Origin of the sequence: Vibrio sp. Vb1980, from assembly GCF_033338615.1 — a bacterium.
GTDB classification, from domain to species: Bacteria; Pseudomonadota; Gammaproteobacteria; order Enterobacterales; family Vibrionaceae; genus Vibrio; species Vibrio alginolyticus.
Map to the genome: position 1 here is coordinate 114,750 of NZ_JAWOSZ010000002.1, position 23,341 is coordinate 138,090.

24 protein-coding genes are annotated in these 23,341 nt (G+C 44.7%); 23 read left to right on the top strand and 1 reads right to left on the bottom strand.

Going from position 1 to position 23,341, the window contains the following annotated elements:
* The first annotated feature begins 165 nt into the window (after positions 1-165).
* The 21 genes from aspS to R7F64_RS03835 all read left to right on the top strand — a co-directional run bounded on the left by aspS (position 166) and on the right by R7F64_RS03835 (position 19,177).
* Positions 166-1,944, top strand: coding sequence for an aspartate--tRNA ligase (aspS, locus tag R7F64_RS03735; protein WP_064353747.1), 1,779 nt, complete (start codon positions 166-168; stop codon positions 1,942-1,944).
* A 144-nt stretch (positions 1,945-2,088) separates the two neighbouring features.
* Positions 2,089-2,835: a YebC/PmpR family DNA-binding transcriptional regulator gene (locus tag R7F64_RS03740; protein WP_005378402.1), complete on the top strand. Its 747-nt coding sequence runs from the start codon at positions 2,089-2,091 to the stop codon at positions 2,833-2,835.
* A gap of 92 nt (positions 2,836-2,927) precedes the next feature.
* The gene (gene ruvC, locus R7F64_RS03745) at positions 2,928-3,449 is read left to right on the top strand and encodes a crossover junction endodeoxyribonuclease RuvC (RefSeq protein ID WP_005387909.1); all 522 of its coding nucleotides are present in this window, start codon (positions 2,928-2,930) and stop codon (positions 3,447-3,449) included.
* Positions 3,450-3,516: 67 nt separating this feature from the next.
* Entirely contained in the window at positions 3,517-4,128 is a 612-nt protein-coding gene (gene ruvA / locus R7F64_RS03750; RefSeq protein ID WP_017820041.1) for a Holliday junction branch migration protein RuvA, read from the top strand.
* 287 nt (positions 4,129-4,415) lie between these two features.
* Complete coding sequence (gene ruvB / locus R7F64_RS03755; RefSeq protein WP_005378312.1) at positions 4,416-5,420, top strand: Holliday junction branch migration DNA helicase RuvB; 1,005 nt, start codon at positions 4,416-4,418, stop codon at positions 5,418-5,420.
* 461 nt (positions 5,421-5,881) lie between these two features.
* Positions 5,882-7,468, top strand: coding sequence for a cytochrome ubiquinol oxidase subunit I (cydA, locus tag R7F64_RS03760; RefSeq protein ID WP_005378311.1), 1,587 nt, complete (start codon positions 5,882-5,884; stop codon positions 7,466-7,468).
* 17 nt (positions 7,469-7,485) lie between these two features.
* Complete coding sequence (cydB, locus tag R7F64_RS03765; RefSeq protein WP_006742909.1) at positions 7,486-8,622, top strand: cytochrome d ubiquinol oxidase subunit II; 1,137 nt, start codon at positions 7,486-7,488, stop codon at positions 8,620-8,622.
* A gap of 12 nt (positions 8,623-8,634) precedes the next feature.
* Complete coding sequence (gene cydX / locus R7F64_RS03770) at positions 8,635-8,742, top strand: cytochrome bd-I oxidase subunit CydX (protein WP_000270284.1); 108 nt, start codon at positions 8,635-8,637, stop codon at positions 8,740-8,742.
* Positions 8,735-9,037, top strand: a complete 303-nt coding sequence (gene ybgE, locus R7F64_RS03775; RefSeq protein WP_005378304.1) for a cyd operon protein YbgE — start codon at positions 8,735-8,737, stop codon at positions 9,035-9,037. Before cydX ends, ybgE begins: the two co-directional genes overlap by 8 nt.
* Before the next feature lie 172 nt (positions 9,038-9,209).
* Positions 9,210-9,629: a tol-pal system-associated acyl-CoA thioesterase gene (gene ybgC / locus R7F64_RS03780; RefSeq protein WP_017820044.1), complete on the top strand. Its 420-nt coding sequence runs from the start codon at positions 9,210-9,212 to the stop codon at positions 9,627-9,629.
* Positions 9,619-10,317 (top strand): protein TolQ, encoded by a 699-nt coding sequence (tolQ, locus tag R7F64_RS03785; protein WP_005378301.1) that lies wholly within the window; start codon positions 9,619-9,621, stop codon positions 10,315-10,317. The genes ybgC and tolQ overlap by 11 nt, the downstream gene beginning before the upstream one ends.
* A 3-nt stretch (positions 10,318-10,320) precedes the next feature.
* Positions 10,321-10,764, top strand: coding sequence for an ExbD/TolR family protein (locus tag R7F64_RS03790; RefSeq protein ID WP_005378298.1), 444 nt, complete (start codon positions 10,321-10,323; stop codon positions 10,762-10,764).
* A gap of 13 nt (positions 10,765-10,777) precedes the next feature.
* A complete protein-coding gene (tolA, locus tag R7F64_RS03795; RefSeq protein WP_318071469.1) occupies positions 10,778-11,845 on the top strand; it encodes a cell envelope integrity protein TolA in 1,068 nt (355 codons plus the stop codon).
* A gap of 12 nt (positions 11,846-11,857) precedes the next feature.
* On the top strand, positions 11,858-13,210 hold the full coding sequence (gene tolB / locus R7F64_RS03800; protein WP_005387925.1) for a Tol-Pal system beta propeller repeat protein TolB: 1,353 nt from the start codon (positions 11,858-11,860) through the stop codon (positions 13,208-13,210).
* 30 nt (positions 13,211-13,240) lie between these two features.
* Positions 13,241-13,765 (top strand): peptidoglycan-associated lipoprotein Pal, encoded by a 525-nt coding sequence (gene pal, locus R7F64_RS03805; RefSeq protein ID WP_005378293.1) that lies wholly within the window; start codon positions 13,241-13,243, stop codon positions 13,763-13,765.
* Positions 13,766-13,780: 15 nt separating this feature from the next.
* Positions 13,781-14,533 carry a tol-pal system protein YbgF gene (ybgF, locus tag R7F64_RS03810; protein ID WP_005378285.1) on the top strand — a complete coding sequence of 251 codons (753 nt, stop codon included), beginning with the start codon at positions 13,781-13,783 and terminating at the stop codon, positions 14,531-14,533.
* Between the two features lie 251 nt (positions 14,534-14,784).
* A complete protein-coding gene (gene nadA / locus R7F64_RS03815) occupies positions 14,785-15,846 on the top strand; it encodes a quinolinate synthase NadA (RefSeq protein WP_017635054.1) in 1,062 nt (353 codons plus the stop codon).
* Between the two features lie 118 nt (positions 15,847-15,964).
* The gene (locus R7F64_RS03820) at positions 15,965-17,008 is read left to right on the top strand and encodes a potassium channel protein (RefSeq protein WP_017635053.1); all 1,044 of its coding nucleotides are present in this window, start codon (positions 15,965-15,967) and stop codon (positions 17,006-17,008) included.
* Complete coding sequence (locus R7F64_RS03825) at positions 17,008-17,424, top strand: DUF350 domain-containing protein (protein WP_005378281.1); 417 nt, start codon at positions 17,008-17,010, stop codon at positions 17,422-17,424. Before R7F64_RS03820 ends, R7F64_RS03825 begins: the two co-directional genes overlap by 1 nt.
* 8 nt (positions 17,425-17,432) lie before the next feature.
* Positions 17,433-18,002 carry a DUF1190 domain-containing protein gene (locus R7F64_RS03830; RefSeq protein WP_025766906.1) on the top strand — a complete coding sequence of 190 codons (570 nt, stop codon included), beginning with the start codon at positions 17,433-17,435 and terminating at the stop codon, positions 18,000-18,002.
* Between the two features lie 8 nt (positions 18,003-18,010).
* Complete coding sequence (locus tag R7F64_RS03835; protein ID WP_042522104.1) at positions 18,011-19,177, top strand: glutathionylspermidine synthase family protein; 1,167 nt, start codon at positions 18,011-18,013, stop codon at positions 19,175-19,177.
* Positions 19,178-19,250: 73 nt separating this feature from the next.
* On the opposite strand, the gene R7F64_RS03840 is transcribed toward R7F64_RS03835, so the two are convergent.
* The gene (locus R7F64_RS03840) at positions 19,251-19,862 is read right to left on the bottom strand and encodes a YecA family protein (RefSeq protein ID WP_005378278.1); all 612 of its coding nucleotides are present in this window, start codon (positions 19,860-19,862) and stop codon (positions 19,251-19,253) included.
* Positions 19,863-19,913: 51 nt separating this feature from the next.
* On the opposite strand from R7F64_RS03840, the gene R7F64_RS03845 reads away from it, so the two are divergent.
* Positions 19,914-22,334 carry a hybrid sensor histidine kinase/response regulator gene (locus R7F64_RS03845; protein ID WP_033905057.1) on the top strand — a complete coding sequence of 807 codons (2,421 nt, stop codon included), beginning with the start codon at positions 19,914-19,916 and terminating at the stop codon, positions 22,332-22,334.
* Between the two features lie 502 nt (positions 22,335-22,836).
* On the top strand, positions 22,837-23,286 hold the full coding sequence (locus R7F64_RS03850) for an L-alanine exporter AlaE (protein ID WP_005378276.1): 450 nt from the start codon (positions 22,837-22,839) through the stop codon (positions 23,284-23,286).
* The last annotated feature ends 55 nt before the right edge of the window (positions 23,287-23,341 follow it).

A 23,341-nucleotide genomic window follows, 5' to 3' on the forward strand; every position in this document is an offset into this window, starting at 1 on the left:
ACATTTGTTGTACTAAAAAGCACCAGTGAATGATAAAACACACGTAATTGTATGTTGAGTAGTCGATTTTCGTGGACATTCAGCGTATAACTGAATCTTTACTCTGCTTAGCAATGAGGCTGACAGAGCGTAGTTAACAACATTTGAGAGATTGGGAATTTCATTATGCGTACCCATTACTGTGGTCACCTGAACAAGTCCCTTGCAGGACAAACTGTAGAACTTTGCGGCTGGGTTAACCGTCGTCGTGATTTAGGCGGTCTTATTTTTATTGATATGCGAGATCGCGAAGGTATCGTTCAGGTAGTTGTTGATCCAGATATGGCGGATGCGTATGAAGTGGCTAACACACTTCGTAATGAATTCTGTATCAAACTAACGGGTGAAGTGCGCGTTCGTCCTGAAAGCCAAGTAAACAAAGACATGGCAACAGGTGAAGTTGAGATCCTTGCGAAAGGTCTTGAAATCATCAACCGTTCTGATGTTCTGCCTCTAGACTTCAACCAAAAGAACTCTGAAGAGCAGCGTCTGAAGTACCGTTACCTAGACCTGCGTCGTCCAGAAATGAGCGACCGCATCAAGCTACGTGCTAAAGCGTCTAGCTTTGTTCGTCGTTTCCTAGATGACAACGGCTTCCTAGACATCGAAACACCAGTACTAACAAAAGCGACACCAGAAGGCGCTCGTGACTACCTAGTACCTAGCCGTGTTCACAAAGGCAGCTTCTACGCGCTTCCTCAGTCTCCACAGCTATTCAAACAGCTTCTAATGATGTCTGGTTTTGACCGTTACTACCAAATCGTTAAGTGTTTCCGTGATGAAGACTTGCGTGCTGACCGTCAACCAGAATTCACTCAGATCGATATCGAAACGTCATTCATGACGGCTGACCAAGTTCGTGCAACGACTGAGAAAATGGTTCGTGAAATGTGGCAAGAGCTACTAAACGTTGACCTAGGTGAATTCCCAGTAATGCCGTTCAGCGAAGCGATTCGTCGTTTCGGTTCTGACAAGCCAGACCTACGTAACCCACTGGAACTAGTAGACGTTGCTGACCTAGTGAAAGACGTTGAGTTCAAAGTATTCTCAGGTCCAGCAAACGATGAAAAAGGCCGCGTTGCCGTTATTCGCGTTCCAGGTGGCGCTTCTCTGACTCGTAAGCAAATTGATGGCTACGGTGAATTCGTTGGCATCTACGGTGCGAAAGGTCTAGCTTGGATGAAGGTTAATGACCGTGCAGCGGGCATGGAAGGTATCCAATCTCCAGTCGCTAAGTTCCTAAATGAAGACGTGATCAACGGCATTCTAGATCGTACTCAAGCGGAATCTGGTGACATTATCCTATTTGGCGCTGATAAAGCGGGTATCGTTGCAGAAGCAATGGGTGCGCTACGTTTGAAACTAGGTAAAGACCTAGAGCTAACGGATGAGTCTGCATGGGCTCCACTATGGGTTGTTGACTTCCCAATGTTCGAAGAAGATGACGAAGGCAACCTACACGCGATGCACCACCCATTCACATCGCCTCTAGGTGTGACTGCAGAAGAGCTAAAAGCAAACCCTGCTGCGGCAAATTCTAACGCTTACGATATGGTTCTAAATGGCTACGAAGTGGGCGGCGGCTCTGTTCGTATCCACAACGCAGATATGCAAGAAGCCGTATTTGATATTCTAGGTATCACACCTGAAGAGCAACAGCTTAAGTTCGGCTTCCTGCTTGATGCGCTGAAATTCGGTACGCCTCCACATGCTGGTCTTGCATTTGGTCTAGACCGTCTAGTAATGCTGCTATGTGGCACAGAGAACATCCGTGATGTTATCGCGTTCCCTAAAACAACAGCAGCGGCGTGTCTACTAACAGACGCACCAAGTATTGCGAACCCAGCAGCGCTAGAAGAGCTAGCAATCGCAGTAACTGCAGCGAAAGAAAAAGACGCAGAATAAGCGCACAACATTTGAAGAAAACTCCCGCAACTGCGGGAGTTTTTGTTTAAATAAACCCAAGAAACTTCCAAAGCAATTTCCCAAGCAACGCTTTTTAGAACATGTTTTTGTTATTAAGCGTCAAAATACATTAAAAGGTGAATTATGGCTGGTCATAGTAAATGGGCGAATATTCGTCACCGTAAAGCAGCGCAAGATGCGAAGCGCGGCAAAATCTTTACTAAATTAATTCGTGAAATCGTTGTTGCGGCAAAAGAGGGGGGCGGTGAGCCAGAAAATAACCCACGTTTGCGAGCAGCAATTGATAAAGCACTGTCTAACAACATGACACGTGACACTGTCAACCGCGCTGTCAGCCGAGGTGCTGGTGGTGAAGGCGACGACAACATGGAAACCGTGATCTATGAAGGTTATGGTCCAGGTGGTACGGCGGTCATGGTCGAATGTATGACGGATAACCGAAATCGTACGGTATCTGGCGTGCGCCATGCATTCTCAAAGTCAGGCGGTAATCTGGGGACGGATGGTAGCGTCAACTATCTTTTCGACAAGAAAGGCGTGATTTCATATGGCCCAGGTTTAGATGAGGATGCGGTAATGGAAGTAGCATTAGAAAGTGGTGCTGATGACATTGAAACGGCAGAAGATGGCTCGATTGATGTCTACACGGCCCCAGGCGATTTTGGACTCGTAAAAGATGCTCTTGATGCCGCAGGGTTTGAGGCAGAGAACGCGGAGGTGTCGCTGATCCCATCTACGAAAGCAGATTTGGACGCGGATACTGCGCCAAAACTACTTCGTTTGATTGACGCTTTGGAAGATCTGGACGACGTTCAAGAGGTTTATCACAATGGTGATATCTCTGACGACGTTGCGGCTACGCTAGATTAAACTCAAGGTGTCGGGAGCGGTATTTGCTCCGAAGTTAGCAAGTAATAATAAAAAGACTGAGGCCGAATTAGGCCTCATTTTTAGGAACATTCATGTCAATTATTTTGGGCATTGACCCAGGTTCGCGCATTACCGGCTATGGGGTCATTCGTCAAAATGGACGCCACTTGCAATACCTTGGTAGTGGCTGCATTCGTACTTCAGAAAAAGAACTTCCGGGTCGGCTTAAACAGATTTATGCAGGCGTCACGGAAATCATTACCCAGTTTCAACCGGACGTTTTCGCGATCGAGCAAGTGTTTATGGCCAAAAACGCGGATTCAGCGCTAAAACTTGGCCAAGCTCGTGGCAGTGCAATTGTTGCTGCGGTGAATGCGGAGTTGCCGGTATTTGAATACGCGGCTCGTCTTATTAAGCAAGCTGTCGTAGGCACTGGTGGCGCGGACAAAGCGCAAGTTCAGCATATGGTTCAGCAGATGCTTAAATTGCCCGCCAAGCCTCAAGCGGATGCGGCCGATGCTTTAGGTGTGGCGATTTGTCATGCCAATACTAACAAGACTCTCGTTGCCTTAGCGGGCAAAGCAACCAGTGCCAGAAAAGGGCGCTATCGATAAAATTAACTGGATGTCTATCCAGTTCTTTATTATCCTGTCGCAAATTCATTTCCAAAGAGTATTTATAGTGATTGGACGTCTTCGTGGCATACTGATTGAAAAGCAACCACCTGAAGTATTAATTGAAGTTAATGGCATTGGCTATGAAGTCCAGATGCCAATGAGCTGTTTTTACGAACTGCCAAATGTTGGCGAAGAAGCCATTATTTATACTCACTTTGTTGTCCGTGAAGATGCGCAATTGCTATATGGTTTCAACACGGTAAAAGAACGAGCACTTTTCCGTGAAGTGATCAAAGCCAATGGCGTTGGTCCTAAACTCGGTCTTGGTATTCTCTCTGGTATGACAGCAACGCAATTTGTTACTTGTGTGGAACATGAAGACGTTTCTACGCTGGTTAAGCTTCCAGGCGTTGGCAAGAAAACCGCAGAGCGATTGGTTGTTGAAATGAAAGACCGCTTGAAAGGGTGGGGCGCAGGCGATCTATTTACACCATTTACGGATGCTGCTCCTGCGGATTCTAGTGCGACATCCAACAACGCGGAAGAAGAGGCAATCAGTGCGCTTCTAGCTCTAGGTTACAAGCCGACTCAAGCGTCGAAAGTGGTATCTCAGATCGCTAAACCGGACATGAGCAGTGAGCAAATGATCCGTGAAGCTCTAAAATCAATGGTGTAACGCTGGTTGCACAGTGAACATTTGTTCAAGATAACTCATTCTCTAAGGTTAATGCCAATCGCTTAACGATGTTTTTTTGTGTCATTTCAGCGAGCCTGGCGAGACTGGGAATCTAATAGCAGCACGCTGAGCGGTTAATGAAACAATTTGACCATAAATCGCTCGGATAGAAGATCCTGTATCACGCTCCTTCGTCGCTGTACAGGATGACGAGATATAGAAATATGCCACTTGCTGTTAAACGAGCGGCATTATTCTCTCAGGTAACCATTTTTCAAGGTAAAAAGATGATTGAAGCCGATCGTTTAATCGCGCCAGAAAACCCTGCCTTTCGTGATGAAGATGTCATTGATCGTGCTATTCGGCCAAAAAAATTAGCGGATTACCAAGGTCAGGACCATGTCCGTGACCAAATGGAGATCTTCATTAAAGCTGCTCAGTTACGTAGCGAAGCACTTGATCACCTTTTGATTTTTGGTCCCCCAGGTTTGGGTAAAACCACACTTGCGAATATCGTTGCCAATGAAATGGAAGTGAACATTCGCACTACTTCAGGCCCTGTACTTGAGAAAGCAGGCGATTTGGCCGCGCTGTTAACCAACCTTGAAGAAAACGATGTGTTGTTCATCGATGAGATTCACCGCTTGAGTCCGATGGTTGAAGAGGTGCTGTATCCGGCGATGGAAGATTATCAACTGGATATTATGATCGGTGAAGGTCCGGCCGCTCGTTCTATTAAGATCGATTTACCACCGTTTACGTTAATTGGTGCGACGACCCGAGCGGGCTCTTTAACGTCACCATTGCGCGACCGCTTTGGTATTACTCAGCGCCTTGAGTTTTATAAGATAAAAGACCTCCAAGATATCGTGCAGCGAAGCGCGGATTGTTTAGGTTTATCAATGGAACCTGAAGGTGCATTGGAAGTGGCAAGACGTGCGCGTGGCACACCACGTATTGCTAACCGTTTGCTACGCCGTGTTCGTGATTATGCGGAAGTAAAAGGCAATGGTCACATTTGTGCCGATGTTGCCGATAAGGCGTTGAATATGCTTGATGTGGACGCCGAAGGCTTCGATTACATGGACCGTAAGCTACTACTCGCGATTATGGAAAAATTTGGTGGTGGTCCGGTCGGGCTCGACAACATGGCAGCGGCGATAGGTGAAGAAAAGGACACTATTGAAGACGTTCTTGAGCCTTATCTTATTCAGCAAGGTTATTTACAACGCACTCCGCGTGGAAGAATCGCGACAGATCGTGCGTATTTGCATTTCGGAATTGAAAAATAAGATTCCCTCGCTGGGCCTTTGTTGCCCAGCGCTTCATTAAAGTTGACCAAACTCACATTTTTTGAATTTTTTCTCATACTGGTTTAGTAAGTAAAAAGCATTGATTGTTAACTCGATGTTTGCTTGCAACTGGTTAATTTCTCTCCTGATTACTCTCTCTTAACATCCGTATCCAATACTGGTTGATCTAGATCAATGTGATGGATTTTTGTGCAAATTCCGCGCATAAACATTGATGTATATCAAAGCGCGTTACGGCTATAAACCTTTTGAAACAATCTGTTTTTACAAGTAATATTAGCCCCAGCTATATTAGCTGATGCTTAACAATTAACTAACCAATGAAGCACATTTTTGCAACAATGAGTTGTGATAATTCAACATTTTTCAAGTGTAAATAACACCTGAATATGGATTGCAATATGTAGAGAGTGTCATTCAGCCGACACATAGGAGTTACCATGATTGACGTAGTTGATCTATCGCGGTTGCAGTTTGCACTGACAGCGATGTATCACTTCCTATTCGTACCATTGACCCTTGGTATGGCCTTCCTTCTGGCCATTATGGAATCGATGTACGTAATGACGAACAAGCAAATCTATAAGGACATGACCAAGTTCTGGGGTAAGCTATTCGGTATTAACTTTGCACTTGGTGTGGCGACAGGCCTTACCATGGAGTTCCAGTTTGGTACGAACTGGTCTTACTACTCCCACTATGTAGGTGATATCTTCGGTGCACCGCTAGCGATCGAAGCACTTGTCGCATTCTTCCTGGAGTCAACTTTTGTTGGTCTATTCTTCTTCGGGTGGGATCGTCTATCTAAACGCCAACACTTAGCGGTTACCTGGCTTGTGGCACTAGGCTCTAACTTCTCTGCTCTTTGGATTCTTATCGCAAACGGCTGGATGCAAAACCCAGTAGGCGCAGATTTCAACTTCGAAACCATGCGAATGGAAATGGTGAGCTTCTCTGAGGTTGTACTAAACCCAGTTGCTCAGGTTAAGTTCGTGCATACGGTTGCTTCTGGTTACACTTGTGGCGCAATGTTTATTCTAGGCATCAGTTCATACTACCTATTAAAAGGTCGTGACATTGCGTTTGCTCGTCGTTCGTTTGCTATTGCTGCTTCTTTCGGTATTGCAGCTATCTTATCTACCATCGTTCTTGGTGACGAATCTGGCTACGAGCTTGGTGAAGTTCAAAAAGTGAAACTCGCTGCAATTGAAGCAGAGTGGCACACTGAACCTGCACCTGCCGCATTTACGTTATTTGGTGTTCCTAACCAGGAAACGATGCATACCGATTACGCAATTAAGATCCCTTACGTAATGGGTATTATCGCGACACGCTCTTTTGATGAGCAAGTAACAGGTCTTCGTGATTTACGTGATGAACACGTCGATCGTATTCGTGACGGCATGTACGCTTATGAACTTCTAGAGAAGCTTCGTGCGGGCGACAAGTCAGAAGAAAACATGACTGCGTTTGATGAAGTGAAAGGTGACCTAGGTTACGGTCTACTTCTAAAACGCTACACAGACAATGTTGTTGATGCAACAGAAGAGCAAATCCAAGCTGCTGCGGACGACTCAATCCCAACAGTATGGCCGCTATTCTGGTCATTCCGTATCATGGTTGCTTGTGGCTTCATCATGTTGTTTGTCTTTGGTGCGGCGTTTATCCAAACGTGTCGTCAGAAGATTGAACAGAAACAATGGATTCTAAAAGCTGCACTATTTAGCATTCCACTACCTTGGATTGCAATTGAAGCGGGTTGGTTCGTCGCTGAGTACGGCCGTCAACCTTGGGCTGTAGGTGAAATTTTACCAGTGCATGTTGCAGCTTCTGCACTAACTGCAGGTGAAATCTGGACTTCACTCTTCGCAATTCTGGCGCTATACACGGTATTCCTGATTGCAGAAGTTTACCTAATGTTGAAATTCGCTCGTAAAGGCCCAAGTAGCCTGAAAACGGGTCGCTACCACTTCGAGCAAAATGCTGACTCTGTTGAAGACAAAGTTAGTCGCCAAGTAGAAGCGTAAGGTAAGGAGATAACAAGATGTTTGATTACGAAATCTTGCGACTCATCTGGTGGGTACTAATCGGTGTTCTACTAGTTGGTTTTGCAGTAACAGACGGCTTCGATATGGGTGTAGGCGCGCTTGTACCTATCATCGGTAAAAACGACACGCAACGCCGTGTCATGATTAACTCAATTGCTCCTCACTGGGATGGTAACCAAGTTTGGCTTATCACTGCTGGTGGTGCACTGTTCGCTGCTTGGCCTTTGGTTTACGCAACGTCATTTTCAGGCTTCTACTTAGCGATGATTTTGACACTAGCAGCGCTATGGCTTCGTCCTCTGGGCCTAGACTACCGCTCTAAAATCGAAGATCCAAAATGGCGCAATACCTGGGATATCTGTATCTCAATCAGTGGTTTTGTTCCGCCAATCATCTTTGGTGTAGCGTTTGGTAACCTTCTACAAGGTGTACCATTCCAATTGAGTGAGTTCTTGATGCCAACATACCATGGCTCATTCTTTGGTCTACTAAACCCATTTGCACTGTTGTGTGGTCTAGTAAGCTTGTTCATGATTTTGATGCAAGGTTCTACTTGGCTACAAATGAAAACAACAGGCGAAGTGCATGTGCGTGCGCGCAACGTTGCTCAGTTGGCTGGTTTACTGACGGTTGCTGCGTTTGTAGCGGCTGGTTTCTGGATCCAAAATATCGATGGCTACGTCATTGTTGGCGGTATCGACACTAACGCTGCTTCTAACCCTCTAAACAAAGAGGTTATCCGTGAAGCTGGTGCGTGGATGAAGAACTTTGAAAACTACCCACTACTATGGGCTGCTCCTGTATTAGGTGTTGCAATGCCGCTTCTCGCTGTATTGGCATCTCGTCTTGAAAAATGTGCGATTTCGTTCATTACTTCAAGCTTGGGTGTTGCTGGTGTTATCTTTACTGCAGGTTTTGCGATGTTCCCATTCATCATGCCTTCAGACTTAATGCCAAGCCACAGCTTAACAATGTGGGATGCAACGTCATCTGAGCTGACTCTGAACCTAATGACAGGCGTTGCGTTTGTTATGGTGCCAATCATCCTTGGTTACACATCTTGGACTTACTACAAGATGTTTGGTCGCCTTGATGACCAGTACATTGAAGACAACAAAAACTCACTTTACTAAGGAGCATTTACTATGTGGTATTTCGCATGGATTCTAGGTGTACTACTTGCTTGTGCATTCGGTATCATCAACGCTCTTTGGCTAGAGCACTCAGAAATGATGGATAAAGACAGTGAGTAACCTCGCTGATAAGGTAGCGAAACTTCACGCACCAATGGATAAGACTCTGCTACGAGTCTTATCTCTCATCCTTGGCTTTATGCACGTAGGATTGGTGATGTGGGACCCTGAAGCTTACCATCAAGCAATTGGTGGTTTTAACTCAATCATCGCACCAGCACTGATTTGGTCTGTATGTTCAAGCATGGTGTATGGGGTGGGCTTCAAGCCAAGAAACTGGTACTGGCAAGTTTTGTTTAGTCCTTATTTCTCGTTAGCTATCTTAATTTATCTAACGGCACTTTATTTCATTTAGGCTGAAATATGCTGTAATAAAGTCGGTTACTAAATTATCGAATAAAAGCTAGGTATCTCGCCTAGCTTTTATTTTTTCTACAAATTTCAAAAATATTTCCTTAGCTCGGTACCAATTGCTGTCGCTTCAGTTATAGTAATTACTTTAAAGAATTGAATATATTGGTACTCCCTTGCAAGGCACATCAAATCTCTTTCACTGGCCGATCACCGTGTACTATGAAGACACTGATGCGGGCGGTGTTGTATATCATTCTAATTATCTAAAATTCTTTGAGCGCGCACGGACAGAGATGTTACGTGCTAAAGGCATTTCTCAACATGTGTTACTGGAACAAAATATCGGCTTTGTTGTCCGACACATGGATATCGATTTCAACCAAGGGGCTAGGCTGGACGAGCATCTGACAGTCGTAACCCGAGTGTCAGAAATAAAACGTGCTTCTCTGCAATTCTGTCAAGAGTTGGTCAATGATCAAGGCAAGATATTGTGCAAGGCCTCGGTTAAGGTAGCATGTATCGATAATAAGAAAATGAAACCAATAGCTATTCCAACCTTTATAAATTCGGAGCTAACAAATAGTGACTGCTGATATTTCCATTTTAGATCTCTTTCTTCAGGCCAGTCTGTTGGTAAAGCTTGTGATGCTGACGTTGCTTGGCATGTCAATTGTGTCATGGGCAATGATCATCAAGCGCAGCAAAGTGCTTTCTCAAGCGTCAAAAAATGCAGAGCAGTTTGAAGACAAATTTTGGTCGGGTACTGATCTTTCTCAGCTTTACCAAAAAGTAAAAGCGCGTAAAGACGAAATTGAAGGCACAGAAGAAATCTTCTACGCAGGTTTTACAGAGTTTGCTCGCCTACGTAAGAGCAACGCAAATTCACCAGCTTACATCATGGAAGGCACTGGCCGCGCAATGCGCGTTGCTGTTTCTCGTGAAGTTGATGAGCTAGAAACAAGCTTACCGTTTTTGGCAACAGTCGGTTCTATAAGCCCTTATATCGGCCTATTTGGTACCGTTTGGGGCATCATGCACGCCTTTATTGCGCTGGGTGAAGTAAAGCAAGCTACGTTGTCTATGGTTGCACCGGGTATCGCCGAGGCACTTATCGCGACAGCGATGGGTCTATTTGCGGCTATTCCGGCAGTAATGGCGTACAACCGCCTAAGCAATAAAGTGAGTAAACTAGAGCACACTTACGCAACATTTTCTGAAGAATTCCACAGCATCCTTCATCGTCAAGCGATGGCTGGCCGAGACAGCGCGGATAAGGAATAAAGCATGGCGGGTTATCAACCTAAAAAGCGAAAAATGACAGCGGAGATCAACGTTGTTCCGTATATCGACGTAATGCTCGTACTGTTGATCATTTTTATGGCGACCGCTCCATTTGTGACTCAAGGCGTCGACGTTGATCTTCCGAAAACATCGACTGCAGAATCTATGCAAGACCTTGCTGGCGAGACTGACAGTAGCTTTATTATCATCGAAATTGATAGCGAGGGTAATTTAGGCCTAAGCGTCAATGATGAAGAAGTTCAGCGAGGTTTGTCGTTGCAAGATGTTATTGTGCGAGTGAAAGCGGAGCGAGAGGTTAAGCCGGATTCACCAGTTGCGGTAGGTGGCGACGCGGCAACACCATATGCCGATGTTGTTCTATTGCTGGATGAACTAAGTCGAGCTGGTATCCCTAAGGTAGGTCTAATGACCGATATCAGGGAATAGACATCAATTATCTATGAAAGATCACAAGAAGAAACCCAACCAATACACCAAACCGATAGCAATATCGGTTGGTTTGCATGCAATTCTAGTTGCAGCCCTGCTTTGGGGGACGGACTTCAATATGTCTAAACCAGAGCCTACAGGGCAAATGGTTCAAGCTGTTGTCATCGATCCAAAACTTGTGCAGCAACAAGCGAAAGAAATTCGCCAGCAACGCGAAAAGGCAGCGAAAAAAGAACAAGAGCGTCTTGATAAACTGAGACGCGAAGCAGAGCAGCTAGAAAAAAACCGCAAAGCTGAAGAAGAGCAAATTCGCAAGTTGAAAGAGCAGCAAGCGAAAGATGCTCAAGCGGCACGAGAAGCAGAAGCTGCGCGTAAGAAAAAAGAGCAAGAGCGCAAGCAGGAAGAAGAACGTGTTCGCAAAGAAAAAGAGCGAGCTGCTAAGCTAGAAAAAGAGCGCAAGGAAAAAGAAGAAGCCGTGCGTAAAGCTGAGCAGGAGCGTTTAGCAAAAGAAGCGGCTATCGCAAAAGCTGAGCAAGAACGTTTAGCTCGTGAAAAAGCAGCAAAAGAAGCGGAAGAAAAAGCACGTCGTGAGCGTGAAGCAGCTGAAAAAGCTGAACAAGAGCGCATCGCAAAAGAGAAAGCGGCAAAAGAGGCAGCGGAGCGAGAGCGTAAAGCGAGAGAAGCAGCTGAGCGTGCCGAGCGTGAGCGTAAAGCTCAAGAAGCCGCGTTAGATGATATTTTTGCGGGTCTCGAGGATGAGGTCAGTAAAAACAGTGCTGCGCGCAATCAATTTATTGACGACGAACTTTCTCGTATGTCATCCATCTATACTCAAAATATTCAGAAAAAGCTGATTAAGGATGACTACTTGCTGGGAAAGGAGTGTAGGGTAAACATCAAATTGATTCCGACAGGAACTGATATGATGGTCTCTGGTGTTACCGTTTTGAGTGGTGATGCTCGAGTATGTGCTGCGGCGAAGCGAGCAATAGCTCAGGTAGGGACGTTCCCTAAATCTTCAGAATCAGCGGTCAATGAAAGACTAAAAGACATCAACATAACTGTTGCTTTGGACTAAAAGGAATAAGACGTGATTAGACGCCTTTTACTAGGAATGTTTGTACTGTTTAGCAGTATGACAAATGTGGCGAATGCCGCATTAGAGTTGGTCATTACCGATGGTATTGATTCAGCACGACCAATTGCTGTTGTTCCGTTTAAGTGGGAGGGCACACAAGCGCTTCCAACGGATGTTTCTGCTGTTATCGCCTCGGATTTACAACGTAGTGGTAAATTTAGCCCAGTTCCAACGAGCAAAATGCCACAAACACCGTTCAGTGAATCAGAAGTTAATTTTGATGCTTGGACCAATTTAGGCGTGGATGCGCTATTGACTGGTTCAATCAAGCAAAACGACCAAGGTGACTACGTTATCAACTATCAACTTGTTGATATTGTGCGTGGTCAGTTAACGGGTGGGAAGAGTAAGGCGCTTGGTAGTGACGGTGAATTGGTTCTGTCAAAAGATCATGTGCTGTTCAATAAAGTAGCCACTGTTCAAGGGCCTCGTATGCGTGAGTACGCTCACCGTATCTCTGATTTGGTGTATGAGCAGTTGACTGGCGACCGTGGCGCTTTCATGACTCGTATCGCATATGTGGTAGTGAACGATAAAGACCGTTTCCCTTACCAACTTCGAGTCGCTGATTACGATGGCTACAATGAGCGTCTGGTTTTACGCTCTAAGCAACCATTAATGTCACCAGCGTGGTCACCAGATGGTAAAAAGCTTGCGTATGTTAGCTTCCAAAATGGCCAAGCAGAAATCTTCATAATGAACATCTACACCGGTGAACGTGAGAAAATTACTTCATACCCACGTCACAATGGTGCACCAAGATTTTCGCCTGATGGCAATAAGTTAGCGATTGTTCTTTCTAAAACAGGCTCGCTTCATGTTTATACGTTTGACCTTAACACTCGTAAACTGACGCAAATTACGCGTGGCAGATCAAATAATACGGAACCGTTCTGGCATCCGGATGGAAAATCGTTGATTTTCACATCGGATAGGGGTGGTAAACCACAGATTTATCAAGTAAATTTGGGCAGCGGTTCTATTGACCGTTTGACTTGGCAAGGCAGCCAAAATTTGGGTGGTCAGATTACTCCTGATGGGCGATTCCTAGTTATGGTGAACCGCAGCAACGCAGGATTTAATTTGGCGAAACAAGATTTGGAAACTGGTGCTCTTCAAGTCTTAACTAAGACCTTGCTTGATGAGTCTCCTAGTATTGCCCCAAACGGTGGCATGGTTGTGTATAGCTCGATTTACAACAAGAAAAACGTACTATCGATGGTGTCAATTGATGGTCGATTCAAAGCTAGATTACCGGCAACAAATGGGCGTGTTCGAGCGCCTGCATGGTCACCGTTTTTGTAGTAATAAGTTTGATTAATAAAGGAAAATAAGATGCAACTGAACAAGGTTCTAAAAGGGCTACTAATCGCGCTTCCTGTAATGGCTGTTACAGCGTGTAGTTCAAGCGACGACGCTGCTTCTAACACTGGTGCAGCAACAAACAACAATGGCGCAGTGGAAACAACAGTAGCTACGCCAATTGATCAAAGCGGTCAGTTGACAGAGCAAGAGCTAAAAGAGCAAGCGCTACGTGAAACTCAAACAATCTACTTTGCTTTTGACAACTCAACAATTGCAGCAGATTACGAAGAGATGCTAGCGGCTCACGCTTCTTACCTAAGCAAGAACCCAGCACTTAACGTAACTATCGAAGGTCACGCTGATGAGCGCGGTACACCTGAGTACAACATTGCTCTAGGTGAGCGTCGTGCACAAGCAGTAGCGAACTACCTACAAGCACTAGGTGTTCAAGCTGACCAAATCTCAATCGTTAGCTACGGTGAAGAGAAGCCACTTCTTCTAGGTCAATCAGATGAAGTTTACGCTAAGAACCGTCGCGCGGTTCTAGTATACTAATTCGAGGTAATCCTCATGTTCAGTAACACTAAGCGCGCTGTTGCGCTTACGTTACTGGCAAGTGCAGCGAACTTTGCGTTCGCTGCACCAGCTCCAGTATCCGATCTCAACAGCACATCATCCGTCTCTAAGAGCCGTTCATCTGAAACGGAAGTAGAGCGTCTAGAACGTTTGCTCCAAAACCGCAATCGCGTTCAGCTCCAAATGCAACAGCAAATTGACCAAATGTCACAAGAGATCAGTGAATTGCGTGGTCAATTAGAGCGAAATAGCTACGAAATGAAACAAATGTTGCAACGTCAACGTGAGTTGTTTGTCGAGCTGGATCGTGTTCGTGGAGAGATAAAATCCACACCTGCACAAGAAGCACAACCTGTGAAAACAGGTGGCCAGTACACTCCAAATGTTGATGAGCAAACGGCATATCAGAATGCAGTTGACCTCATTCTCAAAAAGCGTGATTACACTGGCGCAATTGCAGCGTTCCAGCAGTTTCAGAAAGATTATCCTGATTCTACATATTCAGCGAATTCTCACTACTGGCTAGGTCAGTTGTACTTCGCTAAAAAGCAGGATGAGGATGCAGTGAAAAGTTTTGCCGCTGTGGTGTCTTACAAAGACTCCAATAAGCGAGCCGATGCGTTGCTTAAGTTAGGCGAAATCGCTGAGCGTAATAACAATGCAGCTCAAGCGAAAAAGTACTACCAACAAGTGGTTGATGAATACCCAGGTAGTGCATCTGCAAAACTTGCCAGCTCTAAGCTGTAAGACGTTATGTTTTGAAAAGGAAGCTTCGGCTTCCTTTTTCTTTTCCATTTTCTGTTGGTGCAGAACGGCTAAGTCGATAGCAATGATGCAGAGCCTCTGACCTTGTGTTGCACCGAATTTCGCTACTCGGAAATGCTACCTGTAACAAAGATATACGGCTAGACCGCTAGAAATCCCCGCGACAAGTTGGTTTTTGAAAATTAACGAGGTTACAATACTCGGATTAAAGGAAGTTGCGTAGAGCAAGAGCAATGAGCCATATATTAGATAAAATCGACACTGTTTACCCATTCCCACCGAAACCAGTTCCATTAAGCGAAGAAGAAAAAGCATCTTACATTGAGCGTATTAAAAAGTTACTCAAAGAAAAAGATGCGGTACTTATCGCGCACTATTATACCGACCCTGAGATTCAAGCCCTAGCTGAAGACACTGGCGGGTTTGTTGGTGACTCGTTGGAAATGGCGAAGTTTGGTAATCGTCACCCTGCAAGTACATTGATTATTGGTGGTGTTCGCTTTATGGGCGAGTCGGCCAAAATTCTGACACCAGAAAAGCGCATTCTAATGCCAACGTTGGAAGCGGAATGTTCGCTCGACCTTGGCTGTCCTGCGGATAAGTTCAGCGAGTTTTGTGATGCTCACCCTGATCATACGGTTGTAGTTTACGCAAACACCTCAGCAGCGGTTAAAGCCCGTGCCGACTGGGTCGTTACATCGAGTATTGCGCTTGAAATCGTGGAACACTTAGACGCTGAAGATAAGCCAATTATTTGGGGACCAGACCGTCACCTAGGATCGTACATCGCTAACAAAACTGGCGCAGATATGCTGCTTTGGCAGGGTGAGTGTGTGGTTCATGATGAGTTCTCTGCTGATGCGTTACGAAAAATGAAGAGCGTGTATCCAGATGCGGCTATTTTGGTTCACCCTGAGTCACCAGCAAGCGTCGTAGAACTTGCCGATGCCGTTGGATCAACGAGTCAGCTGATCAAAGCAGCGAAAGAGCTTCCTCACAAACAAATGATCGTTGCGACAGACAAAGGTATTTTCTTTAAAATGCAGCAACTAGTGCCAGAAAAAGAACTTATCGAAGCACCAACCGCAGGTGCAGGCGCAACATGCCGCAGCTGTGCACACTGTCCTTGGATGGCAATGAACGGTTTGAAAGCAATTGAGAAAGCGCTTAGTGAAGGTGGTAAAGAGCACGAGATTTTTGTTGACGAAGAACTGCGTGTTAAATCCCTTATACCACTTAACCGCATGCTAGATTTTGCTGAGCAGCTAAATATGCAAGTGAAAGGTAATGCTTAAAAAGTAGGCGTAACTGAAAGTAAATCTCAAAAACCAGCCGAATATGGCTGGTTTTTTTGTGTCTTACTATCAATGAGTTACTATTGATGCAATCAATGAATATCGAGGTCATAAATTTATGGCGGTGTGGTTAGTAGTTAAAAAGTGGCTTAGTTCACACCTTTTTAAATTGAGCAACCGAAGCCTTCTCATCTTTAGTGGCTTATATGTGAGCCTTTCATGGTGGCTGCTGGTTCTCGCTGGTGAAACCGCATTAACAGACAGTTTCGCTAACTTTATCTATTACCTCATGGTTACGGCGAGTACGGTGGGTTATGGCGACCATTCTCCAGTAACAGATTTGGGTAAATGGGTTGTCGTGCTATTTGTAATCCCCGGCGGTTTGAGCTTATTCGCCGCATTATTGGGGCGTGTCGCTGGAGCAGCGATGGACTATTGGCGAGCGGGTATTTTAGGAAAACGGAGAGTAAGAGTGGAAAACCATATTGTATTGTTGGGCTGGAATGGATCGAGAACGATGCACCTTATTCGCATGTTACAACATGAAGAAGAGGGAAAGCGTCCGATTGTTTTATGCAGCCGTTCAGAAATAGAGAACCCGTTACCTGGCGAAATCAGTTTTATCAAAGTGACCAGTTATACCGATTCGCAAGAAATGAAAAACGCCAATATTGCCGAAGCCGCTTGCATTATTGTGGATAATCTCTCGGACGACATTACCTTGTCAGCCGCTCTATACTGCGCATCTGTAAACCCTTCCGCTCATTTGGTCGCTTACTTTAAAGATGAAGCGCTAGGCCGACTTCTAAGTCAGCATTGCCCGAAAGCGGAATGCATACCTGCTGTTGGCGCAGAAATGTTGGCAAAAGCGGCGGTTGACCCGGGCTCAAGTGCGCTTCATCAGGAGCTTTTGGCTTCAACACGAGGTATGACGCAATACTCAGTTATTTATCCCGAGGGTCAGTCTGCCACCACTATTGAGAATCTCTTCGTTTTTCTCAAAAGACGCCATCATGCCACGCTGATTGCTTTTGATATTGGCGATGGTATTCAACTCAACCCAGATTTAGATGCTGAAGTACCCGCGAGTACCAAGCTGTTTTACATTGCAGATGAACGTATTGAAGATTTTGCCTGGAAAGAAATGAACAAGGAACAATAATGCACATGATTGCTGGCCTGTTAGCAGGCTTCCCAAACTTTTTACTCTATTTCTCTGTTTCTATTATTTTTGTATTGGCGTTTAAGTTCATCTACGTCAAGTTGACGCCATACGATGAGTGGCATCTGATCAAAGAAAAACAAAATACAGCAGCAGCGATTGCGCTAAGTGGGGCCTTCCTTGGTTACTGTCTCGCGATTTCGGGGGCGGCAAAAAACTCAGTCAATATCGTCGATTTTATGGTATGGGGCGTTGTTGCAATGCTTGCTCAAATTATTGCATTTGCAATTGTACGCTTTATTTTACTTCCGAAAGTGGCAGAGCGTATCGAAAAAGATGAACTGCCAGCCGGTATTGTATTAGCAGCAGTTTCTGTTTCGGTTGGCGTATTGAATGCCGCGTGCATGACCTACTAGGAGGAACGATGAAGCGGAGTTCTAACGTTAAACGTTCTTCCATGGACAAAAGCTTAAAGCTTGGGAAAATTCTTCCCTTTGCTGCCTTTGGTGGTATTTTCTTCTTTGCTACGTACGAGTCAAAAACAGAAGGGTACATTTTTTCTGATGCTGATGAGTGTAAATCTAACTCGCCTGAGTTTAGTGAACAGTGTGACATTGCATACCAAGAAGCTTTAGCTCGTGCCGAACAAAATGCCCCTCGCTACCGCAGCGAGTTCGAATGCGAGAATGATTTCTACGAGGATGATTGTTACTACAGTTCCAGTTCCCGAGCTTATGTACCTAACTTTGGCGGTTTTTTTTACAGTCGCTCATTAAGCGGGTTGAAAGGTTATAACAAGAGCTATTACTCAGAGCCGATGTACCGTTATAAATCCAAATTCTATAATGGAGCAGGACAATTCTTTGGCTCCTACCGAAATCAGCCGACCAAAGTTGCGACGAATAGCCTTAATAAACGTGGTGGCGGCACCATTGGCAGGGCGATGTCTCGAGGCGGGTTTGGTAAAGCGGTGTCGGTCAGTCGAGGCGGTTAAAAAGCACTATGTTTCGACGAGAAATACAAGAGCGCGAAAACTGGCGTGAATTAGCACGCCAGTTTGGTTTTGGTTTCCATACCATGTATGACCAACCGTATTGGGATGAGAGTGCTTACTATCAATTCACGCTGGAGCAAATTGAGCGCGATATAGAAGCGCCCACTGAAGAGCTGCATCAGATGTGCCTGGCTATTGTGGATGAAGTCGTTCGGAGTGAGCGGTTGCTGACGCAATGTGCGATCCCTGAATCTATGTGGGAGCAGGTCGCTTCTTCATGGAGACGAAGCGAACCTTCGCTTTATTCGCGGCTGGATTTCGCGTACAACGGGACCTCGCCAGCAAAATTACTGGAAAACAATGCGGATACGCCAACCAGCTTGTTTGAAACTGGCTTTTGGCAGTGGGTGTGGCTAGAAGATGTTGTAAATAAAGGTCGAGTTCACCAGAGCGCGGATCAATTCAATATTCTTCAAGACTTTTTGATCGAGCGCTTTGCCGAAATAGCAAAATACCAACCAGGACAAACACTTCACTTTAGCTGCTGCAAGTACACTGAAGAAGATAAAGGGACTGTCCAGTATTTAGAGGATTGCGCGCGAGAGGCAGGGTTAGCAACGGCATTCGTGCATGTCGAAGATATTGGAGTGACGGAAGATGGTCTGTTTGTGGATGCTGACGACAGAGCGATTCGTTGGATGTTTAAGCTTTACCCTTGGGAGTTTATGTTTGAAGAGGAATATGCGAAGTACTTAGCGACTGCGAACGTAAACTGGTTAGAACCGATGTGGAAGTCGATTCTATCCAATAAAGCACTTTTACCGTTATTGTGGGAGCGCTTTCCTAATCACCCGAACCTTTTGCCCGCTTATTTTGCTAACGATTCAAAAGCGAACACTATGAGAGATTATGTCATCAAGCCACTATTTTCTCGAGAGGGCGCGAACATCGAGATCGTCATCGATGGAAAACGTTTTGTTAAAACGTCAGGGCCTTATGAATCTAAATTCAATATCGTCCAGCAATACCATCCACTACCTAAGTTTGGGCACAACCATACGTTAATTGGCAGTTGGTTGGTCAATGATAGAGCTGCCGGTATTTCGATTAGGGAAGACAGTAGCTTAGTGACTCAAGATATGGCGCGGTATATTCCACATGTAATTTTAACATGATCAAAAAAGCTCTCCATTTGGAGAGCTTTTTGTCTATTCAGCCGTTCAATCTTGATGGTCGACAGCGTTGCGTCTATTGTTCTTCAGCTAATGCAACACCGCGCTGGGTAAGACCACATAACATCACTGGCATTGCATTGAAGATCTCTTCAAACTGCTCTAAGCCTTCCATACCTTGTTCGGCCAATGTTTCAATGGTTGTTTCTGGGTCGTAAAGCATAGTAAGAGAAAGTAAAACACCACCGAGTAGGGCATTATCTTCGCTATCCTCAGGCATCAACGTTTCCCAGTCATCACGCGCAAGTTGCCAGCCTTGTAATACACCTTCACAGAAATCGCGAGCCTGACTTGTTACAATGTCTTGCTCATCTAGCGCGCACCCTGCAGGCCACTGCCAAGTGCCTTCTAGGAGAGCGGGACGAGTTTGGTTCCACATTTGTACAATCTCGTCAATGTACTGCTCTAGTTGTTCACCGTCAGTAAATGGCGCTGTTTCTTCTCCACCCCATAAGAATGGCAACCACTCTTGAGGCATTAATACGTTTGGCGCTGCAGCCATCGCTGTTACAAAGCCTTGAGTTTTTGCTAGGTTTAGTAGTTTACCGTCAAGTTCTGGGAGAGAAAGGATGTCTTGTAGTTTCAAAATAGAATACCATTTGTTAATGGGCTGGTTGATTGCGCTCATCTTACCAATCAATTAGTGATAAATCGATATTAGGGAATGATTCACACATCTATGGAAATTCGCTCATCACTTAGAAAAAAAAGCATTCTCGCCCTAACACTTTACCTGTGCTTCTTTATCGCCACTATCGGTTCTGTCGCCTATTTGGTTGTTGAGCCACCGGTTAGACAAAAGCTAGAGCAAAACCTAGAGTTACGTACCCAACTCCTGGCTCTTGAGATAAAAGAGCCCCTCCTCAGTTCTACAGGTGTATTGAGCAGCTTAGTAGGGCTAGCCCAAGGGACTGAAAATATTCAATCTCTCAACACAATAATTCCACATATACTTCAATTGAGTGACAAGATGCTTGTTAGTGGTGGCGTATGGCCTAAACCCGAACTCAAAGCAGAACAATGGAGATATAAAAGTCTATTCTTCAATAAAAACAGTGATAGTGGTATTGACCAAATTCACTCCTACAATAACCCCGAATCTGGCGGTTATGATAATGAACCCTGGTATGTCGCTGCCGCCGATGCTCCGGTAGGTTCTGTTAGTTGGTCTACGGTTTACATCGATACCTTTACTCAGGTCCAGATGATTACCGCGTCTTCTCCGTACTACCAAAACGGTCGATTCGCTGGAGTTGTAACGGTAGACCTATCACTTGATGCACTTTTTCAGTTTATTCGAGAGCACACGAACCAGCATTCTTTGGGGGTAGTGGTTCGCGATGCTGACTCAAACGTGATTATTGAGCACAACTTTCAACTGACGGACGAAATTTATGTCAGCGAGCTTGATTTCGGAGAGTTCGATTGGCGCATGGAAGTTGTCAACGCAAAAGCTAAAGTCGCCGATCAAGTGTTTGAACAAGTGATGAGCGTTGAGGGGAGGATCATTCCATTTTTGCTCTTGTGTGTCTTGGTCGGTTACTACTTACTGAATCGCTATATTGTTGAACCAATTGTTCGCATTGCCGCTAAGATTGATGACTCGAAAACTGGTGGGATCATAGATATTGACTACGATAGCGATGACGAAATCGGACAGCTTATCGAGAAGTTCAATGAAAAGACGATCTATTTAGAGCAGGAGAGAATAAAAGCTCAGGCTTCGACAAACGCTAAAACGGCATTCTTAGCCACATTGTCCCACGAGATTCGCACACCAATGAACGGTGTACTAGGAACTGCCCAGATACTGTTAAAAACACCACTTACCGATGAGCAGCGTAAGCACCTGAGAACACTTTATGATTCAGGTGATCACATGATGACATTACTCAATGAGATTTTAGATTACTCAAAAATTGAACAAGGGCATGTTGAGTTTGAAAATAAGCCTTTCCCAATTGAGTCGATTATCGGCAGTATCAAGAGTGTTTATCAAACTCTATGTGCAGAAAAAGGTCTTCGCTTTAGAGTAGTCTCGCATTTACCAACGGGTCGTTGGTACAACAATGACAAAGCCCGTTTGCGTCAAGTACTGTTCAATCTACTCAATAACGCTGTTAAGTTCACCGATCGTGGCATCGTAGAGGTAGAGCTAGCCGAGAAATCGAGTAAGGCAGGCACCAAGCTGATACTAAAGGTAAAAGATACAGGAATTGGTATTTCAAAAGAGGCACAAAAACGCATTTTTCGTCCTTTTGAGCAAGCGGAGTCATCAACGACTAGGCGGTTTGGTGGTACAGGGCTTGGTTTAGCAATAGTCAAAGAAATCGCGGAACATATGGGTGGGCAAGTGGTTGTAGAGAGTCAGGAGGACGCTGGAACGACTTTTACTGTCGAAATTGCCCTTACACCTTGCAAGCCAGGTAAAGTAGAGTCAATCAATACACATAAATTGAACTGTAAAGGGTTGAAAGCACTCATTGTTGAAGACAACCGAACAAATGCGATCATTATGGAAACTTTCCTCCGAGCCAAGGGCTTTGAGTGCACAAGTGTCGAAAATGGTCAGCTTGCAGTCGATGAGGTTGCGATCAAACCATTTGATTTGATACTGATGGATAATCATATGCCTGTTCTAGATGGCGTTGGGGCCATATCAGCCATTCGAGCAATGAGTTCACCTGCTAAGTCGGTACTGATTTTTGGCTGTACAGCGGATGTGTTCAAAGAAACACAAGAGCGTATGATTAATGTAGGAGCAGATCACATAATAGCGAAACCAATAGTGGAGTCTGAATTAAATGATGCACTGTATCTTCATGCGACACAGTTATATCAGTACCAATCGGACTTTGATGGAAATGCAGCAGATAGCTTTAATGCTGAAAAGTGGTTACTCAACTTCTATGTCGCTCTAGATAATGGACATCTTAATGAAGCACTTGAGGCTATTTCAGCGATCATTGCGGAGGCTCCCCTTGAACTCAGTGACGACGTTTCTTCAGTCGCTGAACGGATAAGAAGTAACTTAAAGCGTCAGCAATCCCCAGACCAAGATGATATCGATACATTAACGATTTTGCTGGCCTCACCATAACTGAATCAATATGGCGCAACTGTGAATTGTTCTTACTATTCATACGTCATCCAGCTTCGTGACAAACTCTTCTAACCTGCAATGAACAGGCTTGCAGTTTTACTTTTACGAGTAAAGCAGCAAGACCTTCTACTGTGATTATATCGGTAATACTCTGAATTTTCGCAGCTTGGTAGCATAAGCTATAGGAGTGACTGTTTACAGTCCGAGTTTTGTTCTAACTTTACGCCAAAATAATTATCGTAACCCCTTTTTATGTAAGTGAAATCCGTGTTTTTGTACCATTTTTACGTAATTTTAGGCGCTTTTACTCGCCATTGGTGAAAAAAACTACTTTTACTTTAAAAGTTGGTTATAAATTTACAACTTAATTTTAAATACAGAACCATAAGCTAGTTTTTGTGTGTTCTAATTGCATCATTAGCTGGCTTGATGTCTTTTTAGTGGTTAATAGTTTTATTATTTTTATTAATTGCAGTGTTTGATTTTAAGGGTTTTGTAAATGAAGTCTCGTGGACCATTTTGTATTCGTCACGCCGCAGCGGATACCTTTGCTATGGTTGTTTTTTGCTTTATCACAGGGATGATTGTCGAGATTTTGATTTCAGGGATGACATTTGAGCAATCTCTAGCATCGCGTACGCTATCGATTCCAGTGAATATCGCTATTGCTTGGCCGTATGGGGTTTTTCGTGATTGGGTGCTGCATCAAGGTAGTAAGGTGTCACCGTCTTCCTTTATGAAAAACATCTCCGATCTGGTCGCTTATGTACTATTTCAATCTCCAGTTTATGCGGGTATCTTATTCGCAGTTGGCGCGTCTACAGATCAAATTGTGACCGCAGTGGCAAGTAACGCTGTTATTTCTTGTGGCATGGGTGTGTTGTATGGGTACTTCTTGGATATGTGCCGCCGTTGGTTCCGTGTTCCCGGTTATTCTCAAAGCATGTAAATGCCCCAGTTTTGCTCAATTTAGTTACTTAGTGAGCAATCGATTCGAGAAGGGC

Excerpts from the sequence above, each read along its gene's own strand:
- aspS (WP_064353747.1), top strand. The coding sequence starts at position 166 with ATGCGTACCCATTACTGTGGTCACCTGAACAAGTCCCTTGCAGGACAA.
- R7F64_RS03740 (WP_005378402.1), top strand. The coding sequence starts at position 2,089 with ATGGCTGGTCATAGTAAATGGGCGAATATTCGTCACCGTAAAGCAGCG.
- ruvC (WP_005387909.1), top strand. The coding sequence starts at position 2,928 with ATGTCAATTATTTTGGGCATTGACCCAGGTTCGCGCATTACCGGCTAT.
- ruvB (WP_005378312.1), top strand. The coding sequence starts at position 4,416 with ATGATTGAAGCCGATCGTTTAATCGCGCCAGAAAACCCTGCCTTTCGT.
- cydA (WP_005378311.1), top strand. The coding sequence starts at position 5,882 with ATGATTGACGTAGTTGATCTATCGCGGTTGCAGTTTGCACTGACAGCG.
- cydB (WP_006742909.1), top strand. The coding sequence starts at position 7,486 with ATGTTTGATTACGAAATCTTGCGACTCATCTGGTGGGTACTAATCGGT.
- cydX (WP_000270284.1), top strand. The coding sequence starts at position 8,635 with ATGTGGTATTTCGCATGGATTCTAGGTGTACTACTTGCTTGTGCATTC.
- R7F64_RS03790 (WP_005378298.1), top strand. The coding sequence starts at position 10,321 with ATGGCGGGTTATCAACCTAAAAAGCGAAAAATGACAGCGGAGATCAAC.
- tolA (WP_318071469.1), top strand. The coding sequence starts at position 10,778 with ATGAAAGATCACAAGAAGAAACCCAACCAATACACCAAACCGATAGCA.
- pal (WP_005378293.1), top strand. The coding sequence starts at position 13,241 with ATGCAACTGAACAAGGTTCTAAAAGGGCTACTAATCGCGCTTCCTGTA.
- ybgF (WP_005378285.1), top strand. The coding sequence starts at position 13,781 with ATGTTCAGTAACACTAAGCGCGCTGTTGCGCTTACGTTACTGGCAAGT.
- nadA (WP_017635054.1), top strand. The coding sequence starts at position 14,785 with ATGAGCCATATATTAGATAAAATCGACACTGTTTACCCATTCCCACCG.
- R7F64_RS03820 (WP_017635053.1), top strand. The coding sequence starts at position 15,965 with ATGGCGGTGTGGTTAGTAGTTAAAAAGTGGCTTAGTTCACACCTTTTT.
- R7F64_RS03825 (WP_005378281.1), top strand. The coding sequence starts at position 17,008 with ATGCACATGATTGCTGGCCTGTTAGCAGGCTTCCCAAACTTTTTACTC.
- R7F64_RS03830 (WP_025766906.1), top strand. The coding sequence starts at position 17,433 with ATGAAGCGGAGTTCTAACGTTAAACGTTCTTCCATGGACAAAAGCTTA.
- R7F64_RS03835 (WP_042522104.1), top strand. The coding sequence starts at position 18,011 with ATGTTTCGACGAGAAATACAAGAGCGCGAAAACTGGCGTGAATTAGCA.
- R7F64_RS03840 (WP_005378278.1), bottom strand. The coding sequence starts at position 19,862 with ATGAGCGCAATCAACCAGCCCATTAACAAATGGTATTCTATTTTGAAA.
- R7F64_RS03845 (WP_033905057.1), top strand. The coding sequence starts at position 19,914 with ATGGAAATTCGCTCATCACTTAGAAAAAAAAGCATTCTCGCCCTAACA.
- R7F64_RS03850 (WP_005378276.1), top strand. The coding sequence starts at position 22,837 with ATGAAGTCTCGTGGACCATTTTGTATTCGTCACGCCGCAGCGGATACC.